The 23,118-nt window shown below is 62.2% G+C and carries 20 protein-coding genes; 11 read left to right on the top strand and 9 right to left on the bottom strand.

Going from position 1 to position 23,118, the window contains the following annotated elements; all coding sequences use genetic code 11:
• The first annotated feature begins 133 nt into the window (after window positions 1-133).
• From WJS89_RS09235 to WJS89_RS09225, 3 genes are all read left to right on the top strand, one after another.
• Window positions 134-2,074, top strand: a complete 1,941-nt coding sequence (locus WJS89_RS09235) for a S9 family peptidase (protein ID WP_346340649.1) — start codon at window positions 134-136, stop codon at window positions 2,072-2,074.
• On the top strand, window positions 2,071-3,297 hold the full coding sequence (locus WJS89_RS09230; protein WP_346340648.1) for a dipeptidase: 1,227 nt from the start codon (window positions 2,071-2,073) through the stop codon (window positions 3,295-3,297). Before WJS89_RS09235 ends, WJS89_RS09230 begins: the two co-directional genes overlap by 4 nt.
• A 165-nt stretch (window positions 3,298-3,462) precedes the next feature.
• A complete protein-coding gene (locus WJS89_RS09225) occupies window positions 3,463-3,945 on the top strand; it encodes a hypothetical protein (protein WP_346340647.1) in 483 nt (160 codons plus the stop codon).
• 144 nt (window positions 3,946-4,089) lie between these two features.
• Here WJS89_RS09225 and WJS89_RS09220 read toward each other — a convergent pair whose 3' ends face one another.
• A complete protein-coding gene (locus tag WJS89_RS09220; protein WP_346340646.1) occupies window positions 4,090-5,214 on the bottom strand; it encodes a hypothetical protein in 1,125 nt (374 codons plus the stop codon).
• Between the two features lie 260 nt (window positions 5,215-5,474).
• Here WJS89_RS09220 and WJS89_RS09215 point away from each other — a divergent pair, with 260 nt between their 5' ends.
• On the top strand, window positions 5,475-6,020 hold the full coding sequence (locus WJS89_RS09215; protein ID WP_346340645.1) for a recombinase family protein: 546 nt from the start codon (window positions 5,475-5,477) through the stop codon (window positions 6,018-6,020).
• A gap of 136 nt (window positions 6,021-6,156) precedes the next feature.
• On the opposite strand, the gene WJS89_RS09210 is transcribed toward WJS89_RS09215, so the two are convergent.
• From WJS89_RS09210 to WJS89_RS09190, 5 genes are all read right to left on the bottom strand, one after another.
• A complete protein-coding gene (locus tag WJS89_RS09210; RefSeq protein ID WP_346340644.1) occupies window positions 6,157-6,900 on the bottom strand; it encodes a M48 family metallopeptidase in 744 nt (247 codons plus the stop codon).
• Window positions 6,900-9,944 carry a type I restriction endonuclease subunit R gene (locus WJS89_RS09205; RefSeq protein WP_346340643.1) on the bottom strand — a complete coding sequence of 1,015 codons (3,045 nt, stop codon included), beginning with the start codon at window positions 9,942-9,944 and terminating at the stop codon, window positions 6,900-6,902. The genes WJS89_RS09210 and WJS89_RS09205 overlap by 1 nt, the downstream gene beginning before the upstream one ends.
• Window positions 9,941-11,113, bottom strand: a complete 1,173-nt coding sequence (locus WJS89_RS09200; protein WP_346340642.1) for a restriction endonuclease subunit S — start codon at window positions 11,111-11,113, stop codon at window positions 9,941-9,943. The genes WJS89_RS09205 and WJS89_RS09200 overlap by 4 nt, the downstream gene beginning before the upstream one ends.
• Window positions 11,103-12,602 (bottom strand): type I restriction-modification system subunit M, encoded by a 1,500-nt coding sequence (locus WJS89_RS09195; protein WP_346340641.1) that lies wholly within the window; start codon window positions 12,600-12,602, stop codon window positions 11,103-11,105. The genes WJS89_RS09200 and WJS89_RS09195 overlap by 11 nt, the downstream gene beginning before the upstream one ends.
• 92 nt (window positions 12,603-12,694) lie before the next feature.
• Complete coding sequence (locus WJS89_RS09190) at window positions 12,695-14,350, bottom strand: recombinase family protein (protein WP_346340640.1); 1,656 nt, start codon at window positions 14,348-14,350, stop codon at window positions 12,695-12,697.
• A gap of 46 nt (window positions 14,351-14,396) precedes the next feature.
• On the opposite strand from WJS89_RS09190, the gene WJS89_RS09185 reads away from it, so the two are divergent.
• The 6 genes from WJS89_RS09185 (at window position 14,397) to WJS89_RS09160 (ending at window position 18,175) form a co-directional block, all read left to right on the top strand.
• A complete protein-coding gene (locus tag WJS89_RS09185; protein ID WP_346340639.1) occupies window positions 14,397-15,053 on the top strand; it encodes an MBL fold metallo-hydrolase in 657 nt (218 codons plus the stop codon).
• Window positions 15,054-15,183: 130 nt separating this feature from the next.
• Entirely contained in the window at window positions 15,184-15,363 is a 180-nt protein-coding gene (gene rpmF / locus WJS89_RS09180; RefSeq protein ID WP_346340638.1) for a 50S ribosomal protein L32, read from the top strand.
• A 23-nt stretch (window positions 15,364-15,386) separates the two neighbouring features.
• On the top strand, window positions 15,387-16,439 hold the full coding sequence (gene plsX / locus WJS89_RS09175) for a phosphate acyltransferase PlsX (protein WP_346340637.1): 1,053 nt from the start codon (window positions 15,387-15,389) through the stop codon (window positions 16,437-16,439).
• A complete protein-coding gene (locus tag WJS89_RS09170) occupies window positions 16,436-17,398 on the top strand; it encodes a beta-ketoacyl-ACP synthase III (RefSeq protein ID WP_346340636.1) in 963 nt (320 codons plus the stop codon). The genes plsX and WJS89_RS09170 overlap by 4 nt, the downstream gene beginning before the upstream one ends.
• 104 nt (window positions 17,399-17,502) lie before the next feature.
• Window positions 17,503-17,835: an integration host factor subunit alpha gene (locus tag WJS89_RS09165; RefSeq protein WP_346340635.1), complete on the top strand. Its 333-nt coding sequence runs from the start codon at window positions 17,503-17,505 to the stop codon at window positions 17,833-17,835.
• Window positions 17,836-17,857: 22 nt separating this feature from the next.
• Window positions 17,858-18,175, top strand: coding sequence for a MerR family transcriptional regulator (locus tag WJS89_RS09160; RefSeq protein WP_346340634.1), 318 nt, complete (start codon window positions 17,858-17,860; stop codon window positions 18,173-18,175).
• Here WJS89_RS09160 and WJS89_RS09155 read toward each other — a convergent pair.
• Window positions 18,172-18,672 (bottom strand): SixA phosphatase family protein, encoded by a 501-nt coding sequence (locus WJS89_RS09155; protein ID WP_346340633.1) that lies wholly within the window; start codon window positions 18,670-18,672, stop codon window positions 18,172-18,174. The genes WJS89_RS09160 and WJS89_RS09155 overlap by 4 nt on opposite strands.
• Entirely contained in the window at window positions 18,665-21,382 is a 2,718-nt protein-coding gene (locus WJS89_RS09150; RefSeq protein WP_346340632.1) for an ATP-dependent DNA helicase, read from the bottom strand. The genes WJS89_RS09155 and WJS89_RS09150 overlap by 8 nt, the downstream gene beginning before the upstream one ends.
• A gap of 87 nt (window positions 21,383-21,469) precedes the next feature.
• Here WJS89_RS09150 and WJS89_RS09145 point away from each other — a divergent pair, with 87 nt between their 5' ends.
• Window positions 21,470-22,813 carry a serine hydrolase domain-containing protein gene (locus WJS89_RS09145; RefSeq protein ID WP_346340631.1) on the top strand — a complete coding sequence of 448 codons (1,344 nt, stop codon included), beginning with the start codon at window positions 21,470-21,472 and terminating at the stop codon, window positions 22,811-22,813.
• Here the strand turns inward: WJS89_RS09145 and WJS89_RS09140 are convergent.
• A complete protein-coding gene (locus tag WJS89_RS09140) occupies window positions 22,810-23,034 on the bottom strand; it encodes a hypothetical protein (protein ID WP_346340630.1) in 225 nt (74 codons plus the stop codon). The two genes, WJS89_RS09145 and WJS89_RS09140, sit on opposite strands and share 4 nt — an antisense overlap.
• Window positions 23,035-23,118 lie beyond the last annotated feature (84 nt).

The raw sequence follows: 23,118 nt of genomic DNA, 5'->3' as shown, positions 1-23,118 counted from the left end.
ACGGCAATGCCATGCGCGCCGCGGACGCGACGTTCAACCCGCCCTCGCGCGCCTTGCCTCGCGCCGCGCCCTCTGCTTGTCTGTTCGACACACAGACATGAAGCAGGGGAGCTCTCACACAATGCGTCATCTGATGACCGCCACCACCGCCCTTTCCGCGCTCGCACTGGCGACGCCCGCTACCGCACAGAGCGCGCCCAAACCCGCAGAACTGACCACCAGCGGCATTCCCGACATTCCCATCGCGCTCGTCGAAGCGACCCGCCCCTATCAGGAATATCGCACCGCGGGCTTTGGCGGTTGGGACGCGAGCGACCGCTCGATGCTGATCTCGACCCGCTTCGGCAATGTCTCGCAGCTCCACCGGGTCGCCAGACCGCTCGGGATGCGCGAACAGCTGACCTTCGAGAACGAGCCCGTGAACGGCACCATTTCCGAGGACGGCGAAACGATCGTCATTTCCAAGGACGCGGGCGGCAACGAATTCTCGCAGCTCTATCGCTGGGAAGACGGCAAGCTCGTGCTGCTCACCGACGGCACTTCCCGCAACGGCTTTGGCGGCTTCAACGAGGCGGGCGACCGGATCGTCTTCTCCTCGACCAAGCGCAACGGACGCGACGGGGACATCTACATCATGGATCCGAACGAGCCCTCGAGCGCACGGATGATCCTCGAGGCGCCGGGCGTCGGCTGGTTCCCCGGCGGTTTCAACAATGCCGAGACCCATGTCTCGATCATCAAATATACCTCGATCACCGACATGGATCTCTACACGCTCGATCTCGCGACGGGCGCGCTCGAAGCGGTGCGCGATCCCGATGGCGAGGACTGGTCGTTCGGCGGCGCGGCGGAAGCCGACGACGGAACGCTCTACATCGCCGCCGACATCGGCAGCGACATCAAGCGCCTAGGCACGCTCGACCTCGACACCGGCGCCTTCAATCCGATCGGCGAATTCGGCGGGTGGGAAGTGACCAGCCTCGACATCAGCGAGGACAACAGCATGCTCGCGGTCGTCACCAACGAGCAGGGATCGAGCCAGCTGTGGTTCTACGACATCGCGACCGGTGCCGAACGCAAGGTCGATACGCTGCCCCCCGGCCTCATCGGCGGTGTCAGCTTCGCGCCGTGGGGGCCGCTCGGCTTCACGTTAACGAGCGCGACCAGCCCATCGGATGCCTATTCGATCGACCCGCGGACATTTGAGGTAACGCGCTGGACCCGGTCGGAAACAGGCGGTCTCGACCCCGAGATGAACGTCGATGCCGAACTGGTCGAGGTGGAAAGCTTCGACGGCGAAAAGGTCACGGGCTGGCTCTACCGCCCCGACCCCGCGAGATTCCCCGGACCGCGCCCGCTCCTCATGAGCATCCATGGCGGGCCGGAAGGCCAGTACCGCCCCGGCTTCCTCGGCAGCCGAAACTATTATCTCAACGAGCTTGGTATCGCGCAATTCTTCCCCAACGTCCGCGGCTCGGCGGGCTTCGGGAAGCGTTTCGTGAGCCTCGACAACGGGCCGTTCAAACGCGAGGATTCGGTCAAGGACATCGGCGCCTTCCTCGATACGCTCGCGGCCGATCCGGCAATCGACGGCGACAGGATGGGCGTGCGCGGCGGCAGTTACGGCGGCTACATGTGCTACGCCTCGATCCTGCGATTCAAAGATCAGCTGGTCGGCGCGGAATGCAACGTCGCCATCTCCAACTTCGTCACCTTCCTCGAAAATACGCAGGACTACCGCCGCGACCTTCGCCGTGCCGAATATGGCGACGAGCGCGATCCCGCCCAGCGCGCGAAGCTCGAGGAGATCTCGCCCTTGAACCGAATCGAGGAGATCGAGGATCCGCTCTTCGTCATCCAGGGCGCCAACGATCCGCGTGTGCCGCAGTCGGAAGCCGACCAGCTCGTCGAGCGCGTCCGCGCCAACGGGCAGGACGTGTGGTACATGGTCGGCGAGAACGAGGGACACGGTTTCGCCAAGAAGGAAAACAGCGACTATTACGGCTGGACCGCGGTTGCTTTCTGGCAGGACCTGTTGCTCGGCGACGACGCGGTCGCCGGAGGCAGCGAATGATGCTCTCGCTCCTTGCGACCCTCGCCGTCGCGCAGCCCGCCGAACCCATCGAGGCGCGGATCGAGCGCATCCTGACCGCGACGCCCCTGATCGACGGCCACAACGACCTGCCCATCCGTCTGCGCGGAGTCGACGGGCGCTCGGTCGCCGGGATCGAGGAAGGCACCGACTACATGACCGACCTTGCGCGGATGCGCGAGGGACATGTCGGCGCGCAGATGTGGTCGGTCTATATCAGCGCCAATACCACGGGCGACGAGGCGCTGCGCACCACCCTTGAACAGATCGATATCGTCGATCGCATGGTGCACGCCTATCCGCGCGACCTGGCCTGGGCGACCACCGCCGACGAGGTGGTGGCGGTGCATCGGAGCGGGCGGATCGGGGCGATGGCGGGGGTCGAGGGCGGCCACCAGATCGGCAACGGCAACCTCGCCGCGCTGCGCCAGTTCAAGCGGCTCGGGGTCGCCTACATGACGCTCACGCACAGCAAGACGACCGGGTGGGCCGACAGCGCGACCGACGAGGCTGTGCATGGCGGGCTTTCGGACTTCGGCAAGTCCGTCGTGCGCGAGATGAATCGCATCGGGATGCTGGTGGATCTCAGTCACGTCACGCCCGACGCGATGCACGATGCCCTGGACGTCAGCGCCGCGCCCGTCATCTTCTCCCATTCCTCCGCACGCGGCGTGACCGACCATGTCCGCAACGTGCCCGACGACGTGCTGCGCCGCCTGCCCGACAATGGCGGCGTCGTCATGGTCACGTTCGTGCCGCAATTCGTGAATGCCGACGTCAACGCCTGGAGCGAGACGCGCGAGGCCGAGATGGAGCGACTGATGGCGCGCTACCCGATGGTCGATGGCGAGCCGAGCGCGGAAGGACGCGCTGCCTACGAGGCGTGGGTGGCGGCCAACCCCGCCCCGCAAGCCAGACTCTCCGACGTCGCCGACCATATCGACCATGTCGCGCGCGTCGCGGGACACGATCATGTCGGCATCGGCGGCGACCTCGACGGCATCTCGATGACGGTGAACGGCCTCGATTCGGTCGACGACTATCCCGACCTGTTCGCCGAACTGGCGCGGCGCGGCTGGTCCGACGACAATCTCGCCAAGCTCGCGGGCGGCAACGTGTTGCGGGTCATGCGGACGGCCGAGGCCGTGGCAACCGACCTGCTCGGCGCCCCCGCCAACCTCGACACCGCACCGCTCGAGGACTAGACGCCAAACCCATGTTCTCCTCCCCCGAGCCGCCGCTGAAAGCCGCGATCATCCCGGTCACGCCCTTGCAGCAGAATTGCACGCAGTAATGGGCGAGTAAATAGCATCCAAAACCCGAAGAATCATATCGTTCTGGCAGCGATGTGATGGTATAAATAGATAGTGTTGAAGATCAAACTCCGAAGTGCGTGGATCGAGTTTTTTGTCGAGCAGGGATATAGCCATGCTATTACCTTAAAGCCGAATGACGAACTTCGCTTCCGATCTGTCGAAGGTTTACATCAACTTTTCGCGAAAACTCACATGATGGTTGATAGGGCTCTACTAGGGCCGCGGTTCACAAAGCCCACACGAGCAAGCCGCAGATCTCACGCAGTTGCTATTGTCGAGGGCTTACCAGCTTCGGGGCATCTTCATGGTGCATTTCGTATCGCGCCTGAAAAACACGAACAGTTCGAGCGGTTATTTGCAGATGGACCGACCTTAGCTGAAAGAAATGGACTGTGGCGAAAGATACTCTCCGGAGGAACCTGTCACATCGAGAAGATGAAGGACCCTGAAGGTTGGTACGACTACATTTTCAAGGATATCTGGAATGTCGATGACACTGATCGCCTTGTCTTCATGCCCCCCCAAAGGGGGTTCTAGAGCGCCTCATACTGAACCCGCTGTTGCAACCAACGCGGGTGTGTGTGATGCGGATAGTGTCTGCATATTTGACCCAGCACTGATGGGTAATGGGTGTTTATGTCGATTTCAGACGTATTCCTAGGCGGACAATACTTATCTCGATCAGTCAGCCTGAGTGTAGCCGCTTTCATTCGAACCGTCGCCTCGATCATAATCGATGACCGCCGACTTTCCTTCACATCGAAGAATTGCGTTCAAAGCACCGGGTGAACGCATAAGGTGGATTTCTTCGCCGCCAACCATTTCCCAACTCAGCGTCCCGCGCAGGTCACTCTCAACATACTCCTCCGCGCTTAACCGAACATCAAGCGTATCGTGGTCCTGACCTTCGGTGGCTTCGATCAATGAACCCCAGCTCTTACCCTTAGCGGATTTAAAGACTGATCCGTGCAACTGATTATCATAATCTCCTGCAGGCCAGTATGTTCTCAGGTGCACTGTCGGATCCTTGTGCACCGAACCGGCATTTTCCAGCCGCATCACGACTCCGAATTTGCTGACGGGCAGTGAATAATGGATGGTTTCTTCGCGGGTCTGGACCGCAACCGCAAAGCAGGTCCCGTCGCCTGCTCGATGAATTTCGAAATCTCGTAGATCCGCAACGTCGATAGTGTTCTGGGTCGCGCTCCCATTCACGGCTTCCTTGTTTTCGAGCGTACCGCCCTTCTCCGACGCTGACACAGACGGCTCGATGCCAAGAAGTTTGGGATGGCAAACTGAATGCATGGACTGATTGCGCGACTTAGCCGTGCCCCCTTTTCCAGCTGGGTCAATCAAAAATGTGTAGTACTTTCGCATCGCGTCAGTGCAACGCGTGTCATTAATACCATATTTTTGAACTGCGGATGCTTCGATCCATTCCACCGCTTTAGGGCAATGCCGCTTTATCATACCTCCAAAGACCGAGAGATCGGTTTTATAATACTCGAATAGTCCCTTCACCTGCGCACTTATTGCTTCCGCTTCGGAAAGAGTCCTTGCGGGTCTAGAAGTCAATTCTTTGTGGTCTTCGTACAAGCGCATTGAGGTTACGAACTTTCCCCGCATACCAAACACGCACTCTCGAACGTCAAAGTTTTCTGTGGCCGCCACTGCAAGTTCTTCGGATTGCTTTGCAGAAAGTAAGGCAGACCGAAGTTCTCGATCTTTGGGTGATGGTGTGGTTTTCTCTCCAGTGCAACTACCTAGGGACACCCCAAGGACTACCCAAATCGTAAGTCTGCGCATTTTCTCTTCCCCATAAGAAAATTTTTGTCCCCTTTAAATTAGATCACCATTCATTGGCCGTGTAAATCATGTCAGTCCTGCCTACAGGCGACTGGCCGATTTTAGTTCCCCAGAGTGCGAAGCGTGCTGGCCCGCCGTCAATTGAGTACACTCTGACGAGACAGCGGTGACGAGACGCGAGGGCTGTCTCAATAAAATTAATCGACAGATCTGAGAGTTGTGAGAGTATGGGCCTAGGTTCTAACGAGACAGGATGGTCGATGCTGGTTGGCTATGCACGGGTAAGTTCAACAGGACAGTCGCTCGAAATTCAGAATGAGGCCTTGGCCCGTGGAGGATGCGAGAAGGTTTTCTCTGAAAGCATGTCAGGGCGCTCGGCCGAAGATCGCGCCGAACTGGCCCATGCCATCGACTACGTTCGGGAAGGTGACACCTTGGTAGTGACTAGGCTCGACAGACTGGCAAGAAGCGTCGTGGACCTTCACCGCATCATCGAAACACTAAACGAAAAGAAGGTGGGCTTCCGCTGCTTGAATCAGTCAGGCGTCGATACCGACAGTTCGACGGGACGCCTGATGCTGGCAATCCTCGGGGCTGTCGCGGCGTTTGAGAATGATATCCGACTCGAACGTCAAAGAGAAGGGATCGCTAAAGCCAAACTGGCCGGGAAGTATCGCGGCCGTAAACCGTCCATTGATCCGCACCACGTCATTCGCCTCAGAGCCATGGGGATGGGCGCGACGCAAATCGCCAAGGACCTCAAGATCAGTAGGGCCAGCGTTTATCGGGCGCTGGCGCTCGCCTAAAAGCTCCTCTAGCCGACGTCGAGGACGTCATCATGATGACTTAGGCCGACGCCCTATAAATGGAGGGGGTGACGTCCAATCGGCCGTCGACCGGCAAACCCGTCAAGGAGTGAGCATCTACGCAAATCCATTTGCATCAGAAATGCTCTCCTTCCAGAAATCCAGCAGAGAGCTCGCCTTCGTTCTTCTTTAGCCACGCCTTAGATTCTTCAAACGTGGGATGAATCTGAGAAAGGTGTCGCCAAAATGCGGCGTCATGGTTTCGATGGCGGAGGTGTGCCAATTCGTGCGCGACCACATATTCCAGCACTCTTTTCGGGGCGAAAATCAGCTGCCAGTTTATAAGCACGTTCCCTTCTCGTCCGCATGACCCCCAGCCGTTGACGAAATCAGCCACCCGAATGGACCGCGGAGTCAGACCAAAGCGTTTGCTATACGCGGTGACCATTTCCTTTACGTCGCGGCGTGCGCGACACTTGAGCCAATGCTTAAGCTCGCTGGCTACAAGCGGGTCGGCATTTGGCCCAGCCCAGCGCGGCAAATCGACAACGAAGCCGTTGCGGTAATCTACTTTCGCCCGCTCGTTATTGGTGCGGCGAACGGTGAGAGGCATTTTACGCCCGCGGTACGGTATTTTTGATCCAGTCATGAACTGGGGCACGGCGTGGCGGTTGGCGGTGATCCTCTCCATTTCGCGCACGGTGTTGAACAGCCATTGGCGCTTGCGGTCGAGAAAGCCTGCCACGGCCTCTTCGTCATCATTGGTGAGCGCCAGCACCTCGACATGGCCGGGCGTCACCGTGATGCGACGCTCGGACGCCGTGGCGCTCCGGCGAAGCTCGTAGGGTATTTCTGTCCGGCCTATCTGGAGCGTGGGCATTAGTGGCCATCCCCATAAGTGTGGATGGCGAAGTCCTCGACCTTCTCGCGGATGGTTTGGGTCTCTCCGATGCCATGCTCGGTCAGGATGCGGCGGACATCACGGCGAAGCCTGCGCAGGTAATCGTCCATGTGGGTGAACGCGGGTTGTGTGCGGGCGGCGTCGGCGTAGACCGCCCCAATGGCGATGGCAGCGTCCTGCAAGATCGAATGGCCCACATCAGGCACGATGGCTTCGATAATGCGGAGGATCGAGAAGGCGTGCTCGTCCATACCAAGCTCGGCATGTGCGCCCTGTTCGGTCTGTATGTCGCCGGTCAGCCCCTCGAAGTCGCGCAGGCCATCAGCGGCGGCGAGCTGGCCTTCCTCGAAGCGGCGGATGATTTCCAGGACCCGCTCAGAGAAACGGCCAAATTGCGCCGGGTTCTTGTCCACCAGTTCGCGGGTCACGCGGCGAAGTTCGGCGGACTTGCGCACGAAGGCTTCCTGAAGTTCTGCCTCGCTCTTCTCGCCTGTGTCGAAGTCGTCGGCGAAGTTCGGATCGGTGATGTTGCGTAGGCGGATCGTAGTGGAAAGACCCGTGGCGTGCACGTGCTGCTCCAGCATGTCCCTGATCTTGCCCGAGTAGCTGCGATGGTCGAGGCTTTCGTCCTTGCTAATAGCTTGCGTCGCCAAGCGCAGGAACGCCGCTGCCCATTTCACCTCGGCGGTAAACTCCAGAATCGCCGGATCGGGTGACAGGTCCGCATAGACCTTGATGAAAGTGCGGGTCAGGCGCTGGAACTCGAACCAGTCATCCTCCTGCCCGTCTGCCACCAACTTGGCGGCAGCATAGGCGGCTGCTTTTTCGTCCAGCCCGTCTAGCTTCATCGCCCGCTTCTGCGAACGGTAGCGGGCGTGCGCTTCCTTGAGGCCGTTCCGCAGGATGTCGATGTCGCGCATGGCGTGCTCGACATCCTCGGAGCGGTAGGATTTCAGCGCCTCATCGAGATGGTTGGTGACGCCGATGTAATCGACGATCCGGCCATTGGGCTTCTCGATGGTGCCGCCATCGTCATCGGTGAAGGCGTGGGTGCGGTTGGTCCGGGCGATGGCTTGGAGCAGGTTGTGCTCCTTCAGCGGCTTGTCGAGATACATTACGTGTTCGATGGGGGCATCGAACCCGGTCAGCAGCTTGTCGCACACGATCAGGAAGCTGGGTTCCTGCCCCCGCGCCTTGAACCGCTTCTTCACGTCCTTCTCGGCCTCGTCGTCGAGATAGAACGCCTCCAGCCCGGCGCGCAGCGCGGCAACGTCCGGGTTCTCACTTGGCTTGTTGTCCTCTTGGCTCTTGGAATAGACGCAGGCGATCATGGCGTCGGCCTTTACCTGTGCTTCATCGGCATCTATCCCGCCGCGTTCCAGATCGGCGGCGATCACGTTGGACAGCGCGGCGCGGTAGAGGATCACCGCCTCCCGATCCACGGCCACGATCTGCGCCTTGTAGCCGTCCGGCTGGCATACGGCCTTGAAGTGTTCCCAGATGTCGAGCGCGATCAGGCGCACACGCTCCGGGTGCTTGGCGATGGTGGCGAGGGTCAGCCCTTTGCGCTTCAGTTCCTCGCGCTTGTCATCCGGCAGGTCTACGAACCAGCGGTCGAACAGGATGTCGATCTCGGCTTCATTGATTGCCCAATCGGTCTTGCGGCCTTCGTAAAGGATCGGGACGGTCGCGCCGTCGCGCACGGCATCGTCGATCCCGTATTTATCGAGGTAGCCTTCTCCGGCGATGCTGAACCGGGCGTAGGTATCCTTGTCGGTCGATTTGATCGGCGTGCCGGTGAAGCCGTAGAAATGGGCGTCGGGCAGGGTCGCTTGCAGGAACGAACCTAAATCCTTTTCCTGCGTGCGGTGGCACTCGTCCACTAGGACGATCCAATTTGCGGAGTTCGGTATGGGGTCTTTCGATCCGGCGAACTTGAAGATGGTGGACAGCAGGATTTGCCCGTTGCCGCCCCGGTTCACCGCCTCGCGCAGCGCCGCCACTGATCCGCACTGCGTCGGGTTGGGCAGGCCGCAGGCGACGAAGGTGCGGCTGATCTGATCGTCAAGGTCGATGCGGTCGGTCAGCACGAGGATGTTGGGATTGGCGAGCGTCGGCGCATCCAACGTCAGGTGGGTTTTCAACTTCAGGGCAAGGAACACCATCGTCAGGCTCTTGCCGCTGCCCTGCGTATGCCAGATCAGCCCCTTGCGGTGCTCTCCCGCTGCAACCCGTTGCACAGCCTTGTTGACCGCACGGAACTGCTGGTAACGGCAGATTTTCTTGATCTTGCTTCCCCGCTCCGGGTCCACCTCGAACACGATGAAATGCGCCAGCAGGTCTAGCAGGCGGGACGGCTCGCACAGGCACCACAGGTCCTTGGAAACCGCATCGGGGAAGTCGTCGCGGCTGCGCGGCCATGCGTCGGGCCACGGTCCATAGAACTGCGCTGGAGAGCCTGTGGCCCCGTATTCGGTCCTCATCCCGTCAGTGAGGATATTGAAGGCGTTGGGGTAGAACAGCCGGGGGATGTCCCGCTCATACTGGCGGATTTGTTCGTGCGCTTCGGTGCCAGTGGCGGTGCCCTTCATCGGAGACTTGGCCTCGATCACCACCAGCGGGATGCCGTTCACGAACAGAACGATGTCCGGGATGCGCGAGCGTTGCGCCTGCACCTTGAACTGGTTGGTGACGTGGAAGGCGTTGCGGCTGGGGTCTTTGAAGTCGATCAGTGCGATAGGGCTATCGCGCTTCTCGCCGGACAGGCGGCGCGAATAGCCGCCGCGCAGCTTGCGCTGCCATTCCTCGTTGTCGGACAGGGTGGCAAGATCGTTGTAGATCGCGTCGGCATCTTCCGCGCCGATGCCGTTGAGGGTCCGCAGCGCGTCGATCAGCACGGGCTTGAGGATGACGCGGTTTTCCTCCTCGCGCATCGCCAGCGCCTGCGCCGGGGACAGTATTTGCCAGCCCAGTGCCGCCAGCGCGTCGAGCGCGGGTTTCTCGGCTAGGCGGTATTCGCTCATTCAGGCACCAGCACGCGACCGGAGAGGAGGTCGGACATGAGGGTCGACTTAATCTGGAGCGCTTGTTTTAATGCGTTCAGCCTAGCCATAGCGGCTTGTTCGAACACCCGCAGTGCCTCGGCGATCCGTTGCTGCTCCCTGAATGGTGGTAGCGAAACTTCAACCTTTGCAAGTTGATTGCCGGGTAAATGCTGGATGCCGCTTCCGGTCATGTACTCATCATATGCGCCAGAACGAACGCCGTTCACGAGTGCATAGTAGAGATAATAACTGTCAACACCTTCCTGCGGACGGATACGATGCAATGCCTTCTGGATCATCATATCTGAACTTTCATCAATCCAAAGGGCACACCTCCCCGGCTCACCACCTTCACACATTACAATATCCCCGCAGCGGAGGCCGTATCGCTCTAGCTCGCGTTCTTCAAACCGCATATGGCGAAGGTCGGCCATATCAAATGCGCCCCACCTTACGTTGATATTCGCAAGGTAGGGCCTCAACTCTCCCTTGTTCTTTTCCTTATCGAGCATTTTGCCCAAAGTTAGGTCGGCGATTTGCGCAAGTTTCACCGTCTCCCAGTTTGCGGGAGCATTGCCGATCAGTTGAGCCAGCGCAGCCCGGAAGGCACGACCCGACTGAACGGCGACTGCCTCATTTGCCGCAATCGCCTCATCCACCGACCGCAGCACCTCGACGATCCGCCGCTGCTCGTCGAGGGGTGGGAGGCTAATAGAAACCTTCGAGAACGTCGTCTTATTGATTATGGGGACAGCAGTCGTCCCCGCCAGATCAAGTATGTCCCCTACACGCACCTGTAGCGCGTTGTAGAGAAAATACGCATCGACTTGCTCTGAAGGGACGCACGCATTGATCTGCTGATTAAAGGTCGAGACCTCGTGTGTAATGCAAGACTTACCGATGGACCCGATACAGGCGAAAAGGACCGATCCCGCCGGAACCAAAGACGAGTATTTCATACCATCATTAGACACGTGCCGCTCGACATGACGAAGCCACGGGCTGTCTGTAATGTCCGAGGGTGTCACGAATGGGATGTCACCACCCCAATAACGCGGCTCCTTGGTGCTGGGCGTCTTACCAGTTACAATTCGGGCAACATCACCAATTTGGGCTTCGCGCCAGCCAACTGGCAAATCATTGGACATAGCCAAGCCTCTGGAGGTGACTGAACATCACGGCTTCCGCCTCGTTCCTCTTGGCAATGAGGTCTTGCAGCTTGGCGACCTCCGCCGCGACATCGACCGCCTCGGCATCCGCGCCGGTCTGGACATAGCGGCTGATATTGAGGTTGTTGCCATTGGCGGCGATCTCCTCGACCGGAACAACGCGGGCCAGTTTCTCGATATCGGTGAAGGCGTGGACTGTCTCGGCCAGCGTGCGGACATGATCGTCGGTCAGGAAGTTCTGCGCCTTGCCCGGCTGGAAGGTTGCATCGCCGTTGACGATCAGCACCTTGCCGCGCCACTCGGCAGGCTTGTTCTTCCGGCACACCAGCAAGGCGGCAGGGATGCCCGCGCCGTAGAACAGATTGGGCGCAAGGCCCACCACCGCCTCGATCACGTCTGCAGCCAGCATGGCCTCCCTGATCCGCCCCTCGGCCCCGCCACGGAACAGGACGCCGTGCGGCACCACCACCGCCAGCATCCCGTCATCCTTCAGGCTGGCAAGCATATGCTGGACGAACGCCAAATCGCCGTATCCCTTGGGCGGGCAGCCATAGCTATCGCGCCCGAACGGATCGCCGTTCTGCCAGACATCGTAGCCCCACACCTTTTCCGAGAAAGGCGGGTTGGCCAGCACCCGGTCATAGGCCCCGATGCCCTCCACGAACTCTCGGGCCTTGGGGTCATACCGCTTGGGCGAGAGGATCGTGTCGCCCTTGGCGATGAAGGCATCATCGACGTTGTGCAGGAACAGGTTGATCTCGGCGATGCCCCACGTGGCGAAGTTCTTCTCCTGCCCATAGAGCGACAGGGTGCGCGCATCCTCACCCCGGTCCTTCAGATACTGCACCGCCTCCAGCAACATACCCCCAGAACCGCAGGTGGGATCATAGATCGACATGCCGGGGCGCGGTTCGACGATTTCGACCATCAGGCGAACGATCTGCCGGGGTGTGTAGAACTCGCCGCCCTTCTTGCCCGCGCCTTCTGCGAACATCTTTATGAGGTAGAGATAGGCATCGCCCAGCATGTCGGCTGGCACTTCGGCATTGCGCAGGTGGTGCTTCTCGAAATGGGTGAGCAGCCTTTCCAGCAACGCATCGGAAAAGCGGTCCTGATTGGCGAAGTCCACATCGCCGAACACGCCACGCAACCGCAGGTTGGCATCTTCGATGGCCGCCAGCGCATTGTTGAGCCGCTGGCCGATCTGCGTCGATTGCTGTCGCACGGCATCCCAGCGATGCTCTGCGGGAACGTGAAAGCGGTGTTCGTCTGGGTCGGCGGCTTCGGCCTTGTCACCGGTCTCTTCCAGCAGTGCCTCGTATTCCTCCTGCCACACGTCGCAGAGCCGTTTGTAGAATAGAAGGCCGAAGATGTATTGCTTGTAGTCGGCGGCATCGACCGTGCCGCGGAGGATGTCGGCCGCGCCCCAAAGATGGTGCTCGAGATCTTTTTGCTCCAGTTTTGCCACGACGCCCTCTCAAATTAAGGCGCCCAATTTCCACACCTCAGTTCGCGTCGTCTAGTCTTTCGTGTGGATGGGGTGGTGAAGCTCACACTGGATCAAGCCGCTGCTGGCTCTGGGCGTTCTAAGAATACGCCATCTCTTCCACGATGCTTCTTGAGGTATTCTCTCATCCCGCGCACGATAGCTTCCGTTGAGGGGTCGCCGGGGGAGGGAACTAGTCCGCCGTTGAGCGTGACAATGCCCCTGCGTTTTGCGACGTCCCCGCTAAGGTCGAGAGTGAACTCCAGCCGGCCATCGGCAAATAGGATGCTGGCCGTCTTTCGCGTGTCGAAGCGAACAGTGTCGATGAGCATATTGAGGGACTGTTGGACCTTTCGACGTAGGTCGACGTCAACGGAGAGCTTCTCTCGAACGCTTGCCAGCCGAGAAATCTGTTCCGCCGCATTTTCGCGGCCGGCCGCGACCTCCTTTTGACCTGTGAGTGCTTTCAGTTCCTCGGCAATAGCGTTGGCGTTTTTCTCCGCCTCAAGTGCCATCGTGACGGCCATCTTCGACCCTTGAGCAGCCAGCGACAAAAGTCCCTCAGCCTTTCCGACTGCGACGGCATGTTCCGTTTCACGACGCGCGATGAGCTCATTCATTCGGGCTGCCTCGCTCTTGTTTGTGAAGGAGCCATCCTCCACTGCGAAATGTAGAAATTCGTCGAGCACGGTCTTTTCCAGCATAGCATAAGGAAACGCGACCGAATTGCGGCATATACCGCGGTCACGAGCGCTGCACATTAGATAGCCGTTCCCGGAACCTGCTAATCGCATCGAGTGACCGCATTCCGCGCACTTGCAGAGATTGCCGGAGAGCAGATTGGAAATGCGTTTGCTCTTTCCGCCACCGTGGGTCGCAAGACGCGCCGCTGACGCACCCCTCACCCGTCTAAAAAGATCGTGTGGAATGATCGCCGGATAAACCTTGATCGGCTCGCCATCGTCGACCCATTTCCCCGCCACTTTACGCCGAGACTGGTGATATCCGATGACTTCCATTCCCGACAGTATGAGGTCGACGCGCGATTGGTACCAAGGTTTTCCCGTGTCGAACATCTTTACGCCTTCCTTATTGAGAAGCCGCGTGATGGTGTGCGCGCCGTGACCAGTTTCGTCGGCGATTTCCCAAATTCGTGATGCTTGTCGGGCATACTCCTGAATGACTTCGTTATTCTTACCGACGCGGCGGATCCATGCGGGGCCAGCCCCGGGCAGCGCCTCACCGCTCTTTGCCTTTTCGCGTCGAATCTTCCATGAGGCCTTCGCGCGCTCGCTGCGCTTCTCAGCCTCTTTACGCGCGAGGTCGGCCTTTACCGCGAGGGTGATCACGTCGGTCAGAGCAACTGACTCGTTCGCGTTGAAGTGGTCGCCATCGCAGGTGTGTATCGCCATGCCCGCACGAGTGATCCGGCGGATCAGATCGAATGCGGCATCGTAGCCTTGTCTCGTCAGACGGTCGATATTTTCGACCTGAAGAACCCACCCAATGAAAGAGCCACACTCGATCTCCGAGAGCAGTTCGCCCAGATTCCCTCTAAGGAGGTGGTCGCCGTGATAGGCGGATCTGCCGTCGTCGAAAACTTCTCGCACGCAAACGTAACCCTGTGCTTCGGCCTCTTCGCGCATCTTACCGAACTGTCGGGCCTTCGAGTTCCCTTTGGCTTGCGAGGGGTCGCTCCAGCGCGCATACTGAATTGATTTTTTCGTCATGTCCCGACCCTTTTACCAGCCTAAGACCATGAAAAACGATATAAAAATGCCCCTGAAGGCGGTGATCATTCCGGTCACCGCACTCGCCCAAAACTGCACGCTCTTCTGGTGCACCAAGACCAACAAGGCGGCGCTCTGCGATCCGGGCGGCGATCTTCACAAGCTGAAGGCCGCGATCACGCAGACAGGGGTGTATCTCGAGAAGATCATCCTCACGCACGGGCATATCGACCATTGCGGTCAGGCCGGCGTGCTGGCGGCGGAACTGGGCGTGCCGATCGAGGGACCCCACGAGGCCGACCGTTTCTGGATCGACCGGCTTCCCGAAGATGGCGCGAAATATGGCGTGCCGGGGGCGAGCTTCGAGAGCGACCGCTGGCTCGAGGACGGCGACGAAGTGACGGTGGGTGAATTAACCTTCAGCGTCCATCATTGCCCCGGACACACCCCGGGCCACGTCGTTTTCTACAACGCCGATTCCAAACTCGCACTTGTCGGCGACGTGCTGTTCAAGGGTTCGATCGGGCGAACGGACTTTCCGCGCGGCAACCATCAGGACCTGCTCGACGCCATCACGACCAAGCTCTGGCCTCTGGGCGACGAGACGAATTTCGTTCCCGGTCACGGCCCGATGAGCACATTCGGCTTCGAGCGGCAACACAATCCGCACGTCTCCGACGCGGCGATGGCGGCGCGAAGCTAGTGCGCTTGCATCGCGCCGAGATTGCGCTATAGGACGCGCAGCCTAGCGGCCGTCCCGGCGCCTGCACTTTGCATCAGGACGCGGATGGTCGCTCATTTTTTTTGAGCCAACCAGTTGAGAAGGTGCCGTCATGGCCGTCCCGAAGAGAAAAACCACGCCGTCCAAGAAGGGCATGCGCCGCAGCCATCACTCGCTGACGCCGAGCGCCTTCCAGGAATGCCCGAACTGCGGCGAACTCAAGCGCCCGCACAACATGTGCGACGCCTGCGGCCACTATAACGGCCGCGAAATCATCGCGCCCGAAGACTAAGACCCAAAAGGTCCGCGCCCGGCATGGCAAAAAACCCACGGATCGCGATCGACGCCATGGGCGGCGATATCGGTCCGTCGGTCACCGTCGAAGGCGCGGCGATCGCGCGTCGGCGCGACCCGGACCTCCGGTTCACGCTTTACGGCGATGAGGAGCGAATCAGCGCCGAGCTGAAGCGCTACGAGAATCTCGCCCGCGTCACCGACGTGCATCATTGCGACAAGGTCATCGAGGCCGAGACCAAGCCGAGCCAGGCGATCCGTGCCTCGAAGGGCACGAGCATGGGCGAGGCGGTCAACGCCGTGAAGGCAGGCGATGCGCACGCCGCCGTCTCGGGCGGCAATACCGGCGCGCTGATGGCGATTTCCAAGCTCGCGCTGCGGACCATGGAGGGCATCGACCGCCCTGCCCTGTCCGCGCTGTTGCCGACCCTGAAAGACGACGATCTCGTCATGCTCGACCTCGGTGCCAATACCGAGTGCGATGCGCAAAACCTCGTCCAGTTCGCCGTCATGGGCGCGGCCTATGCCCGTACCGTCATGGGCAACGAGCGCCCTTGCGTGAAACTCCTCAACATCGGCACCGAGGCGCTCAAGGGCACCGAGGAACTGAAGGAAGCCGCCGCGCTTCTCAACGAAGCCGATTATCTCCCCTTCCACTTCGCGGGCTTCACCGAGGGCGACAAGATTTCGCGCGGGGAGATCGACGTGGTCGTGACCGACGGCTTCTCGGGCAATATCGCCTTGAAGACCGCGGAGGGCACCGCGCGCTTCGTCACCGACCTGCTGCGCGGGGCCTTCAAGTCGAGCATCCGCAGCCGGATGGGCTTTCTCATCTCGCGCCCAGCGATGCGGCTGCTGAAGGTCCATCTCGATCCCAACAATCATAATGGCGCCGTCTTCCTTGGCCTCAACGGCATCGTCGTGAAGTCGCACGGTAGCGCGAGCGCCAAGGGTGTCGCCAACGCGATCACGGTCGCGGGCTCGATGGTCCGCAACGACATCACGGCCAAGATCCGCACCGACCTCGACACGTTTCGCTCGCGCACGCTCGATGAATTGAGTGAGGCCAAATGACGATTCGCTCGGTTGTCAGGGGAACGGGGAGCGCGCTTCCCGCACGATGCGTCAGCAATGCCGAACTGTCCGAGACAGTCGACACGACCGACGAATGGATCGTCGAGCGGACCGGCATCCGCCAGCGTTACATCGCGGGCGAAGGCGAGACGACCTCGAGCCTTGCCACCGACGCCGCGCGCAAGGCGCTCGAAGCGGCCGGGTTGGTCGCCGACGACATCGACCTCATCGTGCTCGCCACCGCAACGCCTGACGAGACCTTTCCCGCCAGCGCGACCCGCGTGGCCGCCAACCTCGAGATCGCCGACTGCGTCGCGTTCGACGTCGCGGCGGTGTGCACGGGCTTCCTCTATGCCGTCAGCGTCGCCGACGCGATGCTGAAGGCCGGCCCGATGAAGCGCGCGCTCGTCATCGGTGCGGAAACCTTCAGTCGCATCCTCGACTGGGAGGACCGCGGCACCTGCGTCCTGTTCGGCGACGGCGCGGGCGCGATCGTCCTCGAAGCGGAGGAAGGCACCGACAGCGGCATTATCGCCTCGCGCCTCCACGCGGCAGGAGAGCATCATGACATGCTCTACGTCGACGGCGGCCCCTCGACCACGCAAACGGTCGGGCACCTTCGCATGCGCGGCCGCGAGGTCTTCCGGCACGCAGTGGTCAATCTCGCCAACGTCCTCACGGAGACGCTCGAGGCAGCGAAACTCGAGTCGGGCGACATCGACTGGATCGTGCCGCACCAGGCCAATGCCCGTATCCTAGAGGCCACCGCCCGCAAGCTCGGTCTTCCTGCAGAGAAGATGGTCGTGACCGTCGACCGGCACGCCAACACGTCTGCCGCCTCGGTGCCGCTGGCGCTCGACCTCGCGGTGCGCGACGGCCGTATCCAGCGCGGCGATCTGGTGCTTCTCGAGGCGATGGGCGGCGGGTTCACCTGGGGCGCGGCCGCGCTTCGCTATTGATCTTGCTGGAAAAAAGCGCAAGATGATCCCGTTGACCTGAGGTTCGGGGCGGGCCTAAGGTCGGATTTATTACACAGGCTTTTCGAACGGGGGGCGAGGAACTCATGGCAGACGCTGGAATAGCACGCGCGAACATCGCAACGAACGAGGACGCCACGACGATGACGCGGGCGGACCTTGCCGATGTCGTTCACTTGAAGCTGGGGCTCAGCCGCGCCGAGTCGGCCTCGCTCGTCGAGCGGGTCCTGGCCCACATGTGCGAATCGCTCTCTCACGGACAGAACGTCAAGATTTCGGGCTTCGGCAGTTTCATCCTGCGCGACAAGGGTGAGCGGATCGGTCGCAACCCCAAGACGGGTGTCGAAGTGCCGATTGCGCCGCGCCGCGTGATGACCTTCCGCGCCAGCCAGATCATGCGCGACCGGATCGCGGGCTAGAACCGCGTACGGGCGCCGCACGATGCCCAAGGATCCCAACGCTTTCCGCACCATCGGCGAACTGTCCGACGAGATCGGAGTCGCGCAGCATATCCTGCGCTACTGGGAAACCAAATTTCCGGAACTCTCGCCGCTCAAGCGCGCTGGCAACCGCCGCTACTATCGCCCCGACGACGTCGAAACGGCGCGCACCATCGACCGACTCCTCAACCGCGAGGGCTATACGATGAAAGGTGCGCAGAAGGCGCTGCGGTCGGGTGACGAAACGCTCGTGACCGGTATCGACGCCCATCGCCTGCGCAACATTCGCAACCGCCTTGCGGCCGCGCTCGACCGCTAGAGGTCGCGCGGACGGGTGAAGCCCGCGACACGAGCGCTTCCGGCATCGAGGTCTTGCCAGTCGCCGTCGAACGAAATTTCCGCCAGCGCCGCGGTGGGAAACTTGCTCGCAAGCCTCCTTCGCGCCTCGCTGTCGCGATCTCGGGTCAAAAGCATCGCCAGATCGTGAAGGCCGGGATTGTGCGCGACCAGCAGAAGCCGCTTGCAGTCTGCCTCGTGCAGCACCTCGAGCAACGTCTCGGCGCGTGCCGCGTAGAGACGTTCCACGATGCGGGCATGCGGAAGATCCTCGAAGGCCGCGCGCAGCCCGTCGATGGTCTCGCCGACGCGCTCTGCGGGACTTCCCCACACCGCATCGATTCGGCCGCGACCCGCGAGATACCGCCCCATCGCCCGCGCGGCCCCGCGACCGCGTGCGTTGAGCGGACGCTCGATGTCGGAAAGACCCGGATCGCTCCAGTCCGACTTTGCATGACGAAGCAGGAAGAGTTCAGGCATCGCGTGTCTCGCGCGTGTCGACCCCGGTGTCGGTCAATCGCATCGCCGCGCGATCCTCGATCCGCGCGATCGCTTCGGCGAGCGGAACGCGGTCGACGACGACGCCGTCGGGAAAGGCCGTCATCAGCCGCGAGGGGCTGGCCGCCGACAGGAGCACGAAGAAACCGCCATCATCCTTGCGACGGACGAGACGTCCATAGGCCTGCGCGAGCTTGGCGCGCACGACCTTGTCGTCATATTCCGTCCCGCCGCCCGCGAGCCGCCTTGCCGCATGAAGCACCGTGGGCCGCGGCCACGGGATCCGCTCCATGACAACCAGCCGCAGCGAGTCGCCCGGCACGTCCACCCCGTCGCGCAACGCGTCGGTGCCGAGCAGGCTGGCCCGGGGATCGTCGCGGAACATGTCGACCAGCGTGCCCGTGTCGATCGGATCGACATGCTGCGCGAACAAGGGAAGTCCGGCGCGCGCCAGCCGGTCGGCGATCCGCGCATGGACGGCGTGCAGCCGCTTGATGGCGGTGAACAGGCCCAGCGCTCCGCCTTGCGAGGCTTCGATCAGGCGCGCGTAGGCCCCGGCCAGCGCGGGAATATTATCGCGCCCGATGTCGGTGACGACCAGCACCTGCGTCTGGTTCGCATAGTCGAACGGGCTTTTCGCTTCGAAATGGCGGACGGGCACGTCGAGATGGGCGGCGCCGGTGCGATTCTCGGCCTCGCTCCATTCGCTGGCACCCGTCTTGAGCGTCGCCGAGGTGACGACCACGCCATGCGCGGGCTCGAGGACAGCCTTCGCCAGCGGACGCGTCGGATCGAGCCAGTGGCGATGCATGCCGACGTCATATTCACGCCCCTCGACCCGCGCGACCGCCAGCCAGTCGACGAAATCGGGGTCCGCGGGCCCGCCGACGCGCCCGAGCATCGCCATCCAGCTCGCCACCTGTTCGCGCCGCCAGCCGAGAGAGTGGATCGCCCCCTCCACGCGCGCACGCGCCGGTGCGTCGAGCCAGTCGGGGGCGTCCTCGAGGACCGCTTCCAGCCGACGCGACAATGCCGCCATGGGTTTCCCGAGCGCTTCCAGCCCCTCGAGCGCCGCGCTCGCGCTCTCGACCATTGCCGGATCGGGGTCGACCAGCGCGGTTTCGAGCCCGTAGCCAGCGGCCTGTGCATCGGCGCGTGCATAGGTCATCGCCCGCACCGCGACGAACAGCTTTTCAAACGGCCCCCAGGGATCGCCCTCCGCGACGCGCGCAGGCCATCCGTTTGCGTTCAATGCGCCCGCCGCCTCGACGATCTGCTCGATCGCGCGCGCGCCTTCCTCGTCGTAACTGGCGACGTCCATCAGCCGCGCGGACAGCCCCCGCCGCCGTCCGCGATGCTTGCCCTCGGGCCCGATGATCCAGCGCCGGAGCTCGATCGCCTCGCGCCCCGTCAGCGCCGCCGAGAAGGTGCTGTCGGCGGCGTCGAACAAATGATGTCCTTCGTCGAACACGATTCTGGTCGGCGCATCGGGACGACCGCGCGCCGCATTGATCAGCACGAGCGCATGATTGGCGATGACCAGGTCGGCGGTGCGCCCTGCCCGCTCGGCCCGCTCGATGAAGCATTTCCGATAATGCGCGCAGCCGGCGTAGACGCACTCTCCGCGGCGGTCGGTGAGTGCGGTGGCGCCTGCGCGCCGAAAGAGATTGGGCAACCAGCCGGGAAGGTCGCCGCCCACCATGTCGCCATCCTTGGTATAGGCCGCCCAGCGCGCGACCAGTTGTGCGAGGACCGCTGCGCGACCCTGGAATCCGCCCTGCATCGCGTCTTCGAGATTGAGGAGGCAGCAATAGTTCTCGCGCCCCTTGCGAACGACGATCCGCTCCTTTCGACGCACTTCGTCGGGCTCGATCCGCGCTCCTTCCGCGTCGAGCTGGCGCTGCAAGGCCTTGGTGTAGGTCGACACCCACACCGTTCCGCCGGACTTTTCCGCCCACACGCTGGAGGGCGCGAGGTAGGCGAGCGTCTTGCCGATCCCGGTTCCCGCATTGGCGAGCAGCAGGTTGGGCTGCCCCTCGCGCTTTCGGGGGTCGAAGACGGGCGCGACATCGGCCGCCATCCTGCGCTGTCCCTCGCGGCCTTCCGCGCCAGTGCCCAGCAGCGAGGAAAGGCGGTTGAGGCTTTCGACCTCGTCCACGCGCACCGTCCGCGGCGGGGTGGCCCTTGCCTCTTCGTCCCATTCGGGGAGCCGCGTGAAGAGGCTGCGCTCCATCTCGCCGGGGGTCGTCAGCCGTTGGGCGACGAGCGGGCTCCACGGCCAGCCGTGACGATGCAGCGCCCGATTGACCGTCCAAGCACCCTCGCGCTCGGCCCAATCGGGCGATTCCATCGTCTCGAGCAGCCGCGCGGCCAGCCTCGACAATTGCGCGGTGGCGGCTTCGTCGTCGGGCGGCGTAGGGAGTTGGAGCGCGCGTGACAGCCCGCCCATCGTGGGGACCACGAAGCGCGCGGGATGGACGAAGGCGAACAGCTCGAGCAGGTCGAGACCCGACAGCTCACTTGCGCCGAGCCGTTCACCAATCAGCGGCGCGTTGACGATGAGATGCGGCGTCTCGCCCGCGCGCGCGATCGCCTCGCCCCGCCCGATCCCGCGCACCTGACCGTCCACATCCCATCGCCAGATCCCCGAATGCGTGGCGTGCAGCGCCGGCAGTGCGAGCGATATCGACATGCGCGCCACGCTGACAAGGGCGGAACGAAAAGTAAACATCTGACGCCTGGATTGACAGTGTGTTATTCACATAATACGCCTTGATCCATGCGAACCCTTATCCCGCTCTCCCTGATCGCGCTCCTCGCCGGCTGCGCCGTCCCCGCTCCGTCCCGGCCGACCTCGTCCATGCCTCTGGCGTCCGATGAAGACACGGAAGTCGAGCGGCTGGTCGGGCGGCTCCACGAAGCGTTCGACGGCGTGGCATCGAGTCGCGATCTGTCCGGAATCGTTCGCATCGAGCACGAGGGCGCGGTGCGCATCGTCCGCTTCGGCCTCGCCGACGTCGCGACCGGGCGCCCGCACGAAACGACCACGCTCTACAGCATGGCGTCCGTAACCAAGGGCATCACCGCCGCCACCATCGTCGCGCTGGCCCGGCGCGGGAGCCTGTCGCTCGAGGACCCCGTCGGGCAGTGGCTTCCCGAACTGGCGCAAACGTCCTTCACGATCGAAGACGTGCTGCACCATCGCGCCGGCCTGCCGCGTGACCTTCCGGACGAGGACGCGGCCGTTCCCAACGTCGCCGCCTGGCTCGCCGCCGACCCCGCCCGCCTCGGCGCGGTTGGCGAAGAAAATTACTCGAATATCGGCTATCAGTTGATGGCCGAGGTGATCGCTGCGGCCAGCGGTGCCCCGTTCGAGGATACGGCACAACGCCTCGTCATCGATCCTGCCGGCATGACGATGGCGCGGCTTTCGGCGCTAGAGGCACACGCATTACCCGGCGGCGCGAAGGCCTACACGCCTGGCCCTGCACCGCTTCTTCTCGCCGACGCGCCGCTGTCGCCGCCCATGCCGGGAGCGACCGGTCTCGTGGGGACGGTCGGCGATCTCGCTCGCTGGGTGGATGTGCTGGCAAGCGATGCCTATCCCGAGCTGTTCGATCCGGACGACCCTCTGGGATCGATCGATGCGCGCGAGGACGCGAGCGGGTCCTACCTCTCGGTTCAGGGGACGCTACCCGGCTATGGCGCCCAGGCGATTGTCTGGCCCGGACGGCGGACATCGATCGCCTTTGCGGGCAATCTCTTCAGCTATCCGATGCTGTCCCTGGGTTCGACGCTGCGCTCGATCGTCGGCGACGGCCCGGTAGCGCCGCCACCGGCCCGACGACCGGAGATCGCGCCGACGCCCGCTCACCGCGCCTGGATCGGATCCTACATGCACCGCGACTTCGGCGCGATGCACATCCGCGAAACGGCGGCTGGCGTCCAACTGCGCTTTCCCCGCCAACCGTCCTACTGGACGTTCCATCTCACCCCCATCGCCGACGGCACACTCCAGTGGCGCGCCTTCGGCCGGGAATTCACCGTCGATGCTGAGGGTAAGCGGATGCTGGCGCCGCTGGACGATCCGAGCGACGCCAGTCCACTCGAGCCGCTCGACTAGTCGCGTTCGGTAACGGTCGTAGTCGTACGCTTTACTTCGCCTTCGCCCGCCGCCGGTTCGCGGCTCTTGGTATTGGTGACCGTGCTCATCAGCCCGATGCCGAGCAGGATGACGGCGCCGATCCCGACGTAGAGACTGGGGACACCGGCGACGATGGCCGCATAGGCGAGCCCGCCGATGAGGATGAGGAACCCGAGGAAATAGACGGCACTGCTGTTCATGGAAAATCTCCCATTGGTATGAGCGAATTTACGCGCCGATGCCGTTACGGTTCCCAAATGGTTGAAGCGCGGCGGTTTTCCCTC

Source organism: Sphingomicrobium aquimarinum, from assembly GCF_039655735.1.
Classification (GTDB): domain Bacteria; phylum Pseudomonadota; class Alphaproteobacteria; order Sphingomonadales; family Sphingomonadaceae; genus Sphingomicrobium; species Sphingomicrobium aquimarinum.
The sequence above is the reverse complement of the archived record's forward strand: the minus strand, read 5'-3'. Positions and strand labels throughout refer to the sequence as shown.

What these genes read in the sequence shown, in the direction of transcription:
- WJS89_RS09235 (WP_346340649.1), top strand. Translation starts at nt 134, where the DNA reads ATGACCGCCACCACCGCCCTTTCCGCGCTCGCACTGGCGACGCCCGCT.
- WJS89_RS09230 (WP_346340648.1), top strand. Translation starts at nt 2,071, where the DNA reads ATGATGCTCTCGCTCCTTGCGACCCTCGCCGTCGCGCAGCCCGCCGAA.
- WJS89_RS09220 (WP_346340646.1), bottom strand. Translation starts at nt 5,214, where the DNA reads ATGCGCAGACTTACGATTTGGGTAGTCCTTGGGGTGTCCCTAGGTAGT.
- WJS89_RS09215 (WP_346340645.1), top strand. Translation starts at nt 5,475, where the DNA reads ATGCTGGTTGGCTATGCACGGGTAAGTTCAACAGGACAGTCGCTCGAA.
- WJS89_RS09210 (WP_346340644.1), bottom strand. Translation starts at nt 6,900, where the DNA reads ATGCCCACGCTCCAGATAGGCCGGACAGAAATACCCTACGAGCTTCGC.
- WJS89_RS09205 (WP_346340643.1), bottom strand. Translation starts at nt 9,944, where the DNA reads ATGAGCGAATACCGCCTAGCCGAGAAACCCGCGCTCGACGCGCTGGCG.
- WJS89_RS09200 (WP_346340642.1), bottom strand. Translation starts at nt 11,113, where the DNA reads ATGTCCAATGATTTGCCAGTTGGCTGGCGCGAAGCCCAAATTGGTGAT.
- WJS89_RS09190 (WP_346340640.1), bottom strand. Translation starts at nt 14,350, where the DNA reads ATGACGAAAAAATCAATTCAGTATGCGCGCTGGAGCGACCCCTCGCAA.
- WJS89_RS09185 (WP_346340639.1), top strand. Translation starts at nt 14,397, where the DNA reads ATGCCCCTGAAGGCGGTGATCATTCCGGTCACCGCACTCGCCCAAAAC.
- rpmF (WP_346340638.1), top strand. Translation starts at nt 15,184, where the DNA reads ATGGCCGTCCCGAAGAGAAAAACCACGCCGTCCAAGAAGGGCATGCGC.
- plsX (WP_346340637.1), top strand. Translation starts at nt 15,387, where the DNA reads ATGGCAAAAAACCCACGGATCGCGATCGACGCCATGGGCGGCGATATC.
- WJS89_RS09170 (WP_346340636.1), top strand. Translation starts at nt 16,436, where the DNA reads ATGACGATTCGCTCGGTTGTCAGGGGAACGGGGAGCGCGCTTCCCGCA.
- WJS89_RS09165 (WP_346340635.1), top strand. Translation starts at nt 17,503, where the DNA reads ATGGCAGACGCTGGAATAGCACGCGCGAACATCGCAACGAACGAGGAC.
- WJS89_RS09160 (WP_346340634.1), top strand. Translation starts at nt 17,858, where the DNA reads ATGCCCAAGGATCCCAACGCTTTCCGCACCATCGGCGAACTGTCCGAC.
- WJS89_RS09155 (WP_346340633.1), bottom strand. Translation starts at nt 18,672, where the DNA reads ATGCCTGAACTCTTCCTGCTTCGTCATGCAAAGTCGGACTGGAGCGAT.
- WJS89_RS09150 (WP_346340632.1), bottom strand. Translation starts at nt 21,382, where the DNA reads ATGTCGATATCGCTCGCACTGCCGGCGCTGCACGCCACGCATTCGGGG.
- WJS89_RS09145 (WP_346340631.1), top strand. Translation starts at nt 21,470, where the DNA reads ATGCGAACCCTTATCCCGCTCTCCCTGATCGCGCTCCTCGCCGGCTGC.
- WJS89_RS09140 (WP_346340630.1), bottom strand. Translation starts at nt 23,034, where the DNA reads ATGAACAGCAGTGCCGTCTATTTCCTCGGGTTCCTCATCCTCATCGGC.